11 protein-coding genes are annotated in these 11,879 nt (G+C 69.1%); 5 read left to right on the top strand and 6 right to left on the bottom strand.

What is annotated here, in order from left to right; genetic code table 11:
* The first annotated feature begins 53 nt into the window (after positions 1 to 53).
* Positions 54 to 911 (top strand): SDR family oxidoreductase, encoded by an 858-nt coding sequence (locus EV141_RS02975; RefSeq protein WP_130484469.1) that lies wholly within the window; start codon positions 54 to 56, stop codon positions 909 to 911.
* A gap of 46 nt (positions 912 to 957) precedes the next feature.
* Here EV141_RS02975 and EV141_RS02970 read toward each other — a convergent pair whose 3' ends face one another.
* From EV141_RS02970 to EV141_RS02950, 5 genes are all read right to left on the bottom strand, one after another.
* Positions 958 to 1,554: a DUF2510 domain-containing protein gene (locus EV141_RS02970; RefSeq protein ID WP_130484468.1), complete on the bottom strand. Its 597-nt coding sequence runs from the start codon at positions 1,552 to 1,554 to the stop codon at positions 958 to 960.
* A gap of 4 nt (positions 1,555 to 1,558) precedes the next feature.
* On the bottom strand, positions 1,559 to 1,972 hold the full coding sequence (locus EV141_RS02965; protein WP_130484467.1) for a globin: 414 nt from the start codon (positions 1,970 to 1,972) through the stop codon (positions 1,559 to 1,561).
* On the bottom strand, positions 1,973 to 2,983 hold the full coding sequence (locus EV141_RS02960) for a mechanosensitive ion channel family protein (RefSeq protein ID WP_130484466.1): 1,011 nt from the start codon (positions 2,981 to 2,983) through the stop codon (positions 1,973 to 1,975).
* A 133-nt stretch (positions 2,984 to 3,116) separates the two neighbouring features.
* A complete protein-coding gene (gene pepN / locus EV141_RS02955) occupies positions 3,117 to 5,663 on the bottom strand; it encodes an aminopeptidase N (RefSeq protein WP_130484465.1) in 2,547 nt (848 codons plus the stop codon).
* 64 nt (positions 5,664 to 5,727) lie between these two features.
* Positions 5,728 to 7,683: an alpha-amylase family protein gene (locus tag EV141_RS02950; RefSeq protein WP_130484464.1), complete on the bottom strand. Its 1,956-nt coding sequence runs from the start codon at positions 7,681 to 7,683 to the stop codon at positions 5,728 to 5,730.
* Positions 7,684 to 7,734: 51 nt separating this feature from the next.
* On the opposite strand from EV141_RS02950, the gene EV141_RS02945 reads away from it, so the two are divergent.
* The gene (locus tag EV141_RS02945) at positions 7,735 to 9,159 is read left to right on the top strand and encodes an NAD(P)/FAD-dependent oxidoreductase (protein WP_130484463.1); all 1,425 of its coding nucleotides are present in this window, start codon (positions 7,735 to 7,737) and stop codon (positions 9,157 to 9,159) included.
* Entirely contained in the window at positions 9,156 to 9,503 is a 348-nt protein-coding gene (locus tag EV141_RS02940; RefSeq protein ID WP_130484462.1) for a cupin domain-containing protein, read from the top strand. Before EV141_RS02945 ends, EV141_RS02940 begins: the two co-directional genes overlap by 4 nt.
* A gap of 1 nt (position 9,504) precedes the next feature.
* On the opposite strand, the gene EV141_RS02935 is transcribed toward EV141_RS02940, so the two are convergent.
* Complete coding sequence (locus EV141_RS02935; RefSeq protein WP_130484461.1) at positions 9,505 to 10,281, bottom strand: SDR family oxidoreductase; 777 nt, start codon at positions 10,279 to 10,281, stop codon at positions 9,505 to 9,507.
* Between the two features lie 118 nt (positions 10,282 to 10,399).
* Here EV141_RS02935 and EV141_RS02930 point away from each other — a divergent pair, with 118 nt between their 5' ends.
* A complete protein-coding gene (locus EV141_RS02930; protein ID WP_130484460.1) occupies positions 10,400 to 10,885 on the top strand; it encodes a ribose-5-phosphate isomerase in 486 nt (161 codons plus the stop codon).
* 6 nt (positions 10,886 to 10,891) lie between these two features.
* Complete coding sequence (locus EV141_RS02925; protein WP_130484459.1) at positions 10,892 to 11,872, top strand: Fpg/Nei family DNA glycosylase; 981 nt, start codon at positions 10,892 to 10,894, stop codon at positions 11,870 to 11,872.
* Positions 11,873 to 11,879: the final 7 nt, after the last annotated feature.

Here is an 11,879-nt window from a genome sequence, read left to right as displayed (position 1 = left end):
GGGGTCGGCGGCGGGTTGCTGTCGACGTCCCGCCCCCACGCGAAGGAGTTCCCGTGTCAATTGCCGTTCTCGGAGCCACCGGCCACCTCGGCCGCGCCGCCATCGATCACCTGCTCGCCCGCGGTGTCGCGCCGAGCGAGCTGATTGCCGCGGGCCGCGCCGTTGAGACCCTCGACGGGCTGCGCGAGCGCGGCGTCGACGTCCGCGCCGTCGACTACGCCGACGCAGCATCGATCGACGCCGCCCTCGCCGGCAGCCGCGTCGTGTTACTTGTCTCGGGCAGTGAGATCGGCCAGCGCGTCGCCCAGCACGCCGCGGTCATTGCCGCAGCCGAGCGCGTTGGCGCCCAGCGCCTCGTCTACACGTCGATCGTTAACGCGCTCGACTCGCAGCACCTGCTCGCTCCTGAGCACGCCGAAACCGAGCGGATGCTCGCTGCCAGTTCCCTCGCGGTGACCGTTCTCCGCAACAACTGGTACATCGAGAACTTTGCCGCCGACGTCGCGACCGCCGCCGAGACGGGCGTCGTGGCCTCGGGCGCCGGCGAGGGGCGCATCGCGAGTGCCACCCGCGACGAGTACGCCGAGGCGGCCGCCGTTGCTCTGCTCGACGACGATCATGCGGGCCAGACGTACGAGCTGACGGGCCCCGAAGCGTGGAACCACCTCGAGCTGGCGAGCGCGCTCAGCGAGCTACTCGGCCGCGAGGTCGTGTACGACGCGCTCGACCCGGAGGAGCAGCGCGCGCAGCTGACTTCTGCCGGCCTCGACGACGCCACCGCCAGCTTCATTGTGGGGCTCGACGCCAACACCCGCGCCGGCGAGCTCGCTGCCGTGAGCGCAGACCTCGAGCGACTGCTGGGCCGCCGCCCGCGCGATCTTCGTGCGCAGCTCGCGACGCTGATCAGCTAGCGAGCGGCCGCGGGGCCGAGCGGCCGCTCGGCCGGGTCAGCCCCCGCTAGAGCGGAACAGCCGACAGTGTCGCGTTCACGATCTGCACCGAGATCGAGAAGATGATAATGACGAGCAGGGCCTGCAGGGCGATCGTCGCCCACATCGGGGCGAGACCCGTGCCGGTGCGGCGGCGCGCCACGATCGAGCGGCCGATCACGTAGACGAGGCTCCAGAGAATCGCCCAGGCCCAGTGAAACGGGCGGTCGATCTGGCGCGCGCGCAGGGCCCGCCAGTCGAGCAGGGCGATGCCGATGCCGGCGATCCAGCCCACGAGGCCGAGGGCGTTTGCCGCGGGCGCCGTGACCGGTGCCCGGCCGGTGACCGTGCCGTCTGGGTCGACCTCGACGGCGGCGAGTGTCTGGGCCAGCAGGGCCTCCACGTCGAGCGTGAGCGCCGACCAGATGCTGATCAGCGGCGCGAGAGCCAGCAGCCAGATCCAGATGGTCGTCGGCGAGGTTCCCGCCGGGGCGGGCTGGGGTTCGTAGGCCGGCGCCGTGTAGCGGTGGCGGGTCTTCTCCGACCACTCTTCCCCGTCCCACCAGCGCTCAGCGGCCTCGCCGTTCGGGTCGGGGTACCAGCCGGCCTGCGTCGGTCGTGTCATCGCGTTACTCCTCGAAGGTGTTGACCATGGCGTAGGCGGCGCGTTGCAGGTAGTCCCACAGGGCCTCCTCGTGCATCGGCGGCAGCGCGAGTTCGTCGAGCGCCGCGCGCATGTGTGTGAGCCAGCGGTCGCGCGCATCCGGGTTGACCTTGAAGGGCATGTGCCGCATGCGCAGGCGCGGGTGGCCGCGCTGCTCGCTGTACGTGCTCGGGCCACCCCAGTACTGCTCGAGGAAGGCCGTCAGTCGCCACACCGCGCCGTCCATGTCGTCGTCGGGGTACATGGGGCGCAGCACCTCGTCGTGCTCGATGCCCTCGTAGAAGCGACGCACGAGGCGTTCAAAGGTCGCGTGCCCGCCGATCTGCGTGAAGAAGCTGTCGCTGGGGCCGCCGGTGGGGCCGAGCGTGATGTCGGCCACCTAGGCGTCCTTCTCGGATTCGACGGGCAGCTGCTTCGTCTTCGGCGCACCGCCGCGGGTGCTCGGCTTCTGCTCGGTCGCCTTGCCGGCACGGTCGAGACCATCCATGACGACGCGGTTGAGCGCGGGCAACGCCACACCGAGCTCGTCGAGGGCGAGCTTCAGGCGCAGGCGCAGCTCGCGGGCGATCTCGAACTGTTCGGGGCCGCGCACCTTCATGACGAGGCGAATGACGAGCGCCTCGGCCGAGATCGACTCGATGCCCCAGATCTCGGGCTTTTCGAGCACCTTGCGGCGCCACTTGGGGTCGTCGGCGAGGCGCTGCGCGGTCTCGAGCATGGTGCGCTCGACCGCCTCGACGTCGCTCGTGTACGGGGCCGGAAGATCGATGATGACGCGCGCCCAGCCCTGCGACTTGTTGCCGACGGTCACGATTTCGCCGTTGCGAACGAACCACAGGGTGCCGCCGACGTCGCGCACCTGGGTGACGCGCACGCCGACCGACTCGACGACGCCGTCGACCGGCCCCTGCGTCGACTGCAGCGAGACGATGTCGCCGACGCCGAGCTGGTCTTCGAAGACCATGAACAGGCCGTTCAGCATGTCTTTGACGAGGCTCTGCGCGCCGAAGCCGAGGGCGGCGCCGAGCACGCCGGCCGACGCGATGAGCGCCGTGACCGAGAAGTTCAGCTCGCTGAGGATCAGCACGATCGCGACGGCAACGATCGACCAGGTGACGATGTTGCGCAAGACGCTGCCCATCGTGCGTGTGCGCTGCACCACACGAACGGCGTGCAGTGGCGACGCGCTGAGCTCGACCGTGTGCTCGACCGCCTGCGCCTTCTTGACCCCTGAGACCACGCGATCGACCACGCGGCGAATCGAGATCAGCAGCACCCAGCGCAGGATGACCGCGCCGACGATGACTCCGGCGATGCGGAACACGGCCTCGTTCGTCTGCACGAACGTGACGATGCTCTCCCAGAGCCCTGCCCAACTGAAACCGTCCATTGCGGCAAGCCTAGCGACGGGGTCTCTGCGTTCGGATCAGGCGGCCGGCGGTCAGCGCAGACGCGACTCAGCCCCGCGCATCCCGATGGGGGAGTGCGCGGGGCTGAGATCGTGAGCGGATGCTCGGCGCGGGTTACGCGCGCGCGTCGCGACGCTGCGCCTGAACGGCCCGCTCGACGCCGGCCAGGTTCTCGCTGACCATGCGGCGCAGGGCCGCGGGCTGCTCGGCGTTCGCCTCGAGCCACGCGCGCGTCTTCACGATGAGGTTCTCGTTCGCGAGCGCGGCCGGGTACAGGCCGAGGATCAGGTACTCGGCGATCTTGTAGGTGCGCGACTCCCAGATCGGCACGATCGCGTCGAAGTATGCGTCGACGAGCTCGGCAAAGCCAGTCGGGCCGTTGGCGTGCTGCCAGCCCATCGTCGTCATGCGCACGATCGCGTTCGGCACCGTGTCGTCGCCGACGAGCTGGTCGAACACGGCGCGCTTCGCGTCGGCGCCGGGAAGCGCCGCCCGCGCGCGGGCCGCGGCCTGCTGACCGTTCGAGGTGTTGTCCGTCGAGAGCGCCGCGTCGATCTCGCTGTGGCCGATCGCGCCGTTGAGCGCGAGGCCCTCGATCAGCAGCCACTCAAGGTCGGTGTCAATCGTCAGCCCCGGCAGCGTGATCGTGCCGTCACGCAGGCCCGCGAGCGTGGCGACGTTCGCCGGCGTCGCCGCCATGTTCGCGAAGTACTGCACGAACTGGAACTGCGCGTCGCTGCCCGGCTCGGCCTCGGCGGCGAGGCTCCACAGCGCGTCGGCGACCTCCACCACGGTGTCGTGCCGCGTCGCCGGCTCGACGTAGCTGCGGGCCACCTGCGCCAGCTGCAGCAGCGTCGTACGGATCGTGGTCGACTCGGTCTCGCTCGCGATGTTGTTCAGCACGAGGCGCACGTAGTCGCGGGCGGCCGTCTCGCCGTCGCGCGTCGCATCCCACGCCGCACCCCACACAATCGCGCGGGCGAGCGGGTTCTCAATGTCTTTCAGGTGCGCGATCGCCGTCTCGAGCGAGGAGTCGTCGAGGCGGATCTTCGCATAGGCGAGGTCGTCGTCGTTCAGGAGGATCAGCGCCGGGCGGGTCTTTCCGACCAGCTCGGCGACCTCGGTGTGCTCGCCGTCGACGTCGAGCTCGTGGCGGTGGGTGCGCACGAGCGACCCACCGTCGAGCTCGTAAAAGCCGATCGCCATGCGGTGCGGGCGAATCGTCGGGTAGTCGGGGTGCGCCCTCTGCAGCACCGAGAACGCCGTGATGACGCCGTTCTCGTCGACCTCAAGTTCGGGGCGCAGCGTGTTGACGCCCGCCGTCTCGAGCCACTTGGCGCTCCAGTCGGTGAGCTCGCGGCCGCTCGTGGCCTCCAGCTCGCGCAGCAGGTCGACGAGCTCGGTGTTGCCCCACGCGTGCTTCTTGAAGTAGTTCGAGACGCCGGCGAAGAAGTCGTCCTCGCCGACCCAGGCGACGAGCTGCTTGAGCACGCTGCCACCCTTGGCGTAGGTGATGCCGTCGAAGTTGACCTGCACGTCTTCGAGGTCGCGAATGTCGGCGACGATGGGGTGGGTCGAGGGCAGCTGGTCTTGCTTGTACGCCCAGCTCTTCTCCATGGCCTGGAAGGTGGTCCAGGCTTCCGTCCACTCGGTGGCCTCGGCGGTGGCGATGGTCGAGGCCCACTCGGCGAACGACTCGTTCAGCCAGAGGTCGTTCCACCACTTCATGGTCACGAGGTCGCCGAACCACATGTGGGCGAGCTCGTGCAAGATCGTGACGACGCGGCGCTCCTTGATCGCGTCCGTCACCTTCGAGCGGAAGACGTAGACCTCGGTGAAGGTCACGCAGCCCGCGTTCTCCATGGCACCCGCGTTGAATTCGGGCACGAACAGCTGGTCGTACTTCTCGAAGGGGTATGGCACGTCGAACTTCTCTTCGAAGTACGCAAAGCCCTTGCGGGTGATGTCGAAGATGTAGTCGGCGTCGAGATGCTCGAACAGCGAGGCGCGAGCGTAGATGCCGAGGGGGATCGTGCGGCCGTCGCTCGAGGTGAGCTCGGAGTGCACGCTCTGGTACGGGCCGGCGACGATGGCGGTGATGTAGCTCGAGATGCGCTGGGTCTCAGGGAAGGCGAACACCGCGCTGTCGCCCTCGACGACCGGCTCGGGGGTGACGCCGTTCGAGACGACTTTCCAGTGCTTCGGCGCGCGCACCGTGAAGGTGAACGTGGCCTTCAGGTCGGGCTGCTCGAACACGGCGAACACGCGGCGGCTGTCGGGCACCTCGAACTGCGAGTAGAGGTACACCTCGCCGTCGACCGGGTCGACAAAGCGGTGCAGGCCCTCACCCGTGTTCGTGTACTCGTGGTCGGCGACCACGGTCAGCTCGTTCTCGGCGGCGAGGCTCGGCAGCTGAATGCGAATGCCGTCGGCCACCTCGGCCGGGTCGAGCTCCACGCCGTTCAGGGTGACCGAGTGCACGGTGCGGGTGATCGCGTCGATGAACGTCGAGGCGCCGGGCGTCGCGGTGAACGTCACCGTCGACGTCGAGCGAAACACCTCCGGCCCCGTGGTCAGGTCGAGCTCGACGCGGTAGCTCGAGGTCTCGACGAGCGACGAGCGCTCGCTCGCCTCGACGCGGGTCAGATTGTCTGCGGGCACGAGTGTGGCCTCCTTCGGCGACGGTCGTCAGATGGTGCGGCTCGTGGCCACACAGCCGCTCAGCCTAGTGCGCTCCTCCGAGAGCGGCCCCGTCGATCGCGCTGGCGTATGCCGGGTCGTCGACCACGCGCATCCAGACGATGCCGTGTTCCGGGATCGTGAGGTCTGTGCGCAGCGATCGGCGCTCGCCGGTAATCAGATCGGTCGCGGTCGGCGGCTGACCCGACAGGGTCAGCGCCGCCACCGTCTCCGGCTCGTCGGCCATGTTGGCAAAGCACAGGATGCGCGTGGCCACGCCCTCAAACACGCCCGGTCGCTGATACCCCAGCACGTGCGGGTTCTTCGCGTCGAAGCCAATCAGGGTGCCGCCGGCGAGCTCGGGGGTGCGGCGGCGCAGCTCGATGAGCGCGGTCAGCATCGTGTACAGCCGGCCCGCGTTGCTCGTCGGGTCGTGGCGCTGGGCGTACTTCTCGGCCGGGTAGAGGGGCCGCCCCGACCATCGACTGTCGTCGGCCTTGCCGGGGTCATCGCGGTACGAGTAGTCGTTCGTCTGGCCGACCTCATCACCGAGGTAGATGAGGGGCAGGCCGCCGGTCGAGAGGGCGATCGAGTGGGCGAGCACGATGCGGTCGATGGCCCCGGGGTCGCCCGCCTCGAGCCCGGTGAGGGAGGCGGTGGCCCCGCTGATGCGGCAGTCACCCGTCTTCGGGTTGTCCTGAAACGGGATCCCGCGGGCGAAGCTGCCGGGGAAGCGCCCGACGTAGAAGTTGTTCAGGAAGCGCCGGTGCTCGAAGCCGTTGATGCCGAGTTCGGCCGCGTCTTCGTCGGCGAAGGTCCAGCCGATGTCGTCGTGGCTGCGCACGTAGTTGACCCACGCGGTGCCGGCGGGCAGGTTGTGCCGAAGGTCGAGGGCCTGCTGCAGCAGGCGTGCATCGCGCGTCGCGAGCGAGTTCCAGATGAGCGCCATCTGCAGCGGGTTGTACGAGATCTGGCACTCGCCGGGCGAGATGTACTCGACCACCTGATCGGGGTGCACGATCGCTTCGCTCTTGAAGATCAGCGCGGGGGCGGCGATGCGGCAGACGGCGTTGAAGGCCTGCAAGAGCAGGTGCGCCTCGGGTAGCGACTCGCACGTCGTGCCGAGCTTCTTCCAAATGAACGCGACAGCGTCCATGCGCAGCACGTCGATGCCCTGGTTCGCCAGAAACAGCATTTCACCCGCCATCGCGCGAAAGACGCCGGGGTTCGCGTAGTTGAGGTCCCACTGAAAGCTGTGGAACGTCGCCCATACCCAGCGCCCCGAGCCGTCGGGCATCGGCACGAACGACCCCGGGTGGTCGTCAGGGAAGATCTCGCGCACGGTCTCTTCATAACGCTCGGGCATCGTGCGGTCGGGAAAGATCCAGTAGTAGTCCTCGAACTCTTCTTCGCCCGCGAGCGCGCGCTGCGCCCACTCGTGCTCGTTCGAGGTGTGATTGAAGATGAAGTCGACGACGAGCGCGATGCCGTTCGCCCGGAGGTCAGCCGCCAGCTGCGTCAGCTGCGCCATGTCGCCGAGTGCCGGGTTCACCTCGCGGTAGCTCGAGACCGCGTAGCCGCCGTCGCTGTTCGGCTCAGGGGCGAGAAACAGTGGCATGAGGTGCAGGTACGTCAGGCCCAGTTCGCGGAAGTAGGGGATGCGCGCGCGAACGCCCTCGAGGTCGCCCGCGTAGCGGTCGACGTACGCAACCCCGCCGAGCATCCGATTCGACTGAAACCAGTGGGGCTCTGCCTCGCGGTGCGCGTCGAGCGCCTTCAGGTCGGCGGGCCGGCGCTGCCAGCTCTCGGCGAGTTCGACGAGCAGCGCCTCAAGGTGCTGACGCACCGCGTCGTCGTCGCCGTACACCCGCTCGAAGAGCGCGGCGAGTCGGGGAATCTCGCGCTCGGCGCGCTCGCGAAACACCGCCCAATCGGCGTCGCTCGTCGCGGTGCGACGCGCCCGATCGAGGATGCTCGTGTCGATTCCGAGAGGATGCTCCATCGCGCCGCTCCGCTATTGTCCAGGTGGATAATGTCTGGCATCCTGGATGCCATGGCCTCCACGGTATTCGACCGCCGCCCCGCCGACCCCGCGCTCGTCGCCGCATCCCTCGCGGATTCGCGGCTGTCGGTCTTCTGGCTCGACGAGCTGCCAGCGCGTGAGCCGCTCCCGCGCCTCGCGAACCGGCGCATCCACACCGATCTGGTCGTCGTCGGCGGCGGCTATACGGGCCTCTGGACGGCGCTTCGCGCCAAGGAGCGCGATCCGCAGCGGCGCGTCGTGCTCGTCGAAGGTAAGCGCATCGGCTGGGCGGCATCGGGCCGCAACGGCGGCTTCGTCGAGGCGAGCCTCACCCACGGCGAGAAGAACGGTGAAAGCCGCTACCCCGACGAGCTCGAGGCACTCACCCGCCTCGGCATGGAGAACCTCGACGCGATCCAGGCGACGGTCGAGCAGCGGGGCTGGCAGTGCGACTTCGAGCGGGTGGGCTCGTTCGCCGTCGCCACCGAGCTGTACCAGCTGGCCGAGCTGGTCGACGCCCACGACGGTGAGACCGAGCACTTCTTCGACGCGCACGACATGCGCCAGCAGATCAACTCGCCCACCTACGAGGGCGGCCTGCTGTCGACGCGTGACACCGCGCTGACCCACCCCGGCAAGCTCGCGCGCGCCCTGCTCGACGCCTGCCTCGAGGCCGGGGTCGAGGTGTTCGAGTCGTCGCCGGTGCTCGGCCTGCACGCCGAGTCCGACGCCGTCGAACTGCGCCTGCGTGACGGGGGAGTGGTGCGCGCGAACCGCGTGGCGCTCGCCACCAACGCCTTCCCGTCGCTGCTCAAGCGCTACCGGCTGCACACGGTGCCGGTCTACGACTACGTGCTCATGACCGAGCCGCTGACGGATGCGCAACTCGCCTCGATCGGCTGGCACGGTCGTCAGGGGGTCGCCGACACCGCGAACCAGTTCCACTACTACCGACTGAGCGCCGATAACCGCATTCTGTGGGGCGGCTACGACGCGATCTACCACTACGGCGGGCGCATCACGGCCGAGTACGACGAGCGGCCGGCCAGTTACGAGAAGCTCGCCAGCCACTTCTTCACCACCTTCCCGCAGCTGGAGGGCGTGCGCTTTACCCACCGCTGGGCGGGCGTCATCGACACTTCGAGCCGCTTCTTCGCCTTCCACGCGACCGCGCACGGCGGCCGCGTTGCCTACTCGGCGGGCTTCACCGGCCTCGGCGTTGCCGCGACTCGCTTCGCGGCCGACGTCATGCTCGATCAGCTTGCGGGCCTCGAGACCGAGCGCACGAGCCTGCGGGCGATCCGCGACATCCCGATGCCGTTCCCGCCCGAGCCCGCGACGTACCCGGCCGTCCAGTCGGTGCGCTGGGCGCTCGACCGCGCCGACCACAATCACGGCCGCCGCAATCTTTTCCTTCGCACCCTCGACGCTGTCGGCCTAGGCTTCGACTCGTGAGCGCCCTTCCTCTCGACGCACCCACGGTGCTGCGGGCCCTCGAGCTGCCACTCGAGCACGAGCCCGTCGACCCCGACCAGGTCGTCGACGGCTCGCCCACCACCGCAGTCGCCGCCCTCACCGAGGTTGACGACTGGGAGATCGGGGTGTGGGAGATCACGCCGGGCACCGTCACCGACGTCGAGGTCGACGAGGTCTTCATCGTCCTGACCGGCCGCGCGATCCTGCGCCGCGACGACGGCAGCGAGACGCTGCTCGTCGCCGGCAGTGTCGGCCGCCTCGAGGACGGCGAAGAGACCGAGTGGGAGGTCCACGAGACCCTCCGCAAGATCTACATCGCCTGAGCTACCAGGTCGAGTCTCCGCGAATCACGACGTCGCTGCCGCCGTCGATGAAGACGACCTGTCCGCACAGGTGCGTGTTCTCGACGCTCGTGAGGTAGCCGATCAGGTGCGCGACCGTCTCGGGGGTGCCGACGCCGTTGAGGGGCATGGGTACCTGCTCGAGCAGCTGCGCCTCGGCCTCGGGCGTCGCCATCATCTTCTCGGTCATCGGCGTGCGCATGACGCCGGGCGCGACCGCGTTGAGCGCGATGCCCGCTCCCGCCCAGTCGGCGGTCGCGGCGTTCCGACGAATCCACTTCGCGAGCGCCCGCTTCGTCGAGCCATAAATGGTGGATGCGGTGCCCGCCTCGATCAGTTCCGTCGCGCGGTGCAGGGCGGCCGGTTCGTCGGGCGCGAGCATGGCGTCGACGAGCTCGTCGTCAACGGGAAACAGTGATGCCATGGACGCCGTCGCGACCGCGCGCGGCGTCGCCGACTGCGCGAGGAGGGGGCGCAGCCCCTCGAGGGTGGCGAGCGCGCCGAAGTAGTTGACGCCGACCGTGGCGGGCAGTTCGCGGGCAAGGCCGGCGTTCGCCACCACGCCGTCGAGGGTTCCGCCGGTCATCTCGCGCACGCGGGCGACCATGTGGTCGCGGCCTTCGTGCGTCGTCAGGTCGGCCGAGATGTCGGTGCCGGCGAGGTCTACCCCAATGACGGTGTCGCCGCGTTTCTTCAGCAGCTCGGCGGTTGCACGCCCGATCCCGCTTGCGGCCCCGGTCACAACGATGGTGCGTGTCATGGTGATTGTGTCTCCTTTGACGCTGGTGTCGGTGGCGCGGTCTGCGCTACCTCGTCCACCCTGACGCACCCGTGCGAGCCGCGCCAGGGGCGAACGTCCCCCGCCTAGAATCGTCACCATGCGCATCCACGTCGCCACTGATCACGTCGGCCTCGAGTTCTCGCAGACAGTGCAGCAGCACGTGGCTGGGCAGGGTCACGAGGTCATCGACCACGGGCCGACGAGTTACGACCCGCTCGACGACTACCCGGCGTTCTGCATCAACGCCGCCCGCGCCGTGGCGCGCGACCGCGAGGCCGGTATCGAGTCGCTCGGCGTCGTCTTCGGCGGTTCGGGCAACGGCGAGCAGATGGCCGCCAACAAGGTCGAGGGCATTCGCGCCGCGCTCGTGTGGAACGACGCCACCGCCGTGCTCGCCCGCGAGCACAACGACGCCAACGTGATCGCGGTCGGTGCTCGCCAGCACTCGGTCGACGAGGCGCTGCGCTTCATCGACATCTTCATTCAGACCCCCTTCCCGGGCGAAGAGCGGCACGTGCGCCGCATCGGCCAGCTGGGCGAGTACGAGACCTCCGGCACGATCACCGGTCACGAGCTGCACTAGTTCGCCGTGCCCGAAGGTCATTCCGTTCATCGCATCGCGCGGCAGTTCGACCGGCACTTCGTCGGCGAACGCGTCGCCGCCAGCTCCCCGCAGGGGCGGTTCGCCGACGGCGCCGCGCTGATTGACGGACGCACTATGACCGACGCGAAGGCAGTCGGCAAGCAGCTCTTCCTCGAGTTCGATGAGGCGCTGTACCTGCGCGTGCACCTCGGCATCTACGGGGCGTGGGACTTCGCTGGCGACGTCGGTCGCGACGCGACGACGCGCGCCTCGCGCGGTCGCATGGGGCAGACCGGGATGCGCCAGGCCGACACGCGCGTCGTCGGCGAGCACGAAGACTCCCTCTCCTCGATCGGCGCGCCGCGGCGCACGCGCCTGCGCATGGCGGAACAGGAGACCGAGACGGCCGGGCTCGAGGGCTTCCCGCCCGAGCCCGTGGGCCAGGTGCGCGCGCGCCTGCTCACCGACAGTGCCGTCGCCGACCTGCGTGGACCAACCGCGTGCGAGGTGCTCGACGCCGAGGCCGTGCAGCGCGTCATCGACGGGCTCGGGCCCGACCCGCTCGTCGACGACCCCGACGAGGGCGAGCGGCGCATGGTCGAGCGCGTGCGTTCGCGCCGCACGCCCATCGGGCTGCTTCTCATGGACCAGTCGGTGGTGAGCGGCATCGGCAACGTCTACCGCGCCGAAATCCTGTTCCGCGCGCGACTTGACCCGCACATCCGCGGTTCTGAACTGAGCGAGGAGGTCGTGCGTGACCTCTGGCGCGACTGGCGGTACCTGCTGGGCGTTGGCGTCGACACGGGCCAGATGCTGACGATGGACGGCCTCGACGAGGAGGCGCGAAAGCTCGCCCTCCGCAACCGCGCCGACCGGCACTGGGTCTACAAGCGCGAAGGTCTGCCGTGCCGCATCTGCGGAACGCACATCGTGCTCGAGATGGCCGCCGCCCGAAAGCTCTACTACTGCCCCACCTGCCAGCGCTGAGAGGCTC

Origin of the sequence: Microcella putealis, assembly GCF_004216575.1 — a bacterium.
Lineage (GTDB): Bacteria > Actinomycetota > Actinomycetes > Actinomycetales > Microbacteriaceae > Microcella > Microcella putealis.
This window is presented reverse-complemented; position numbering and strand designations above follow the sequence as displayed.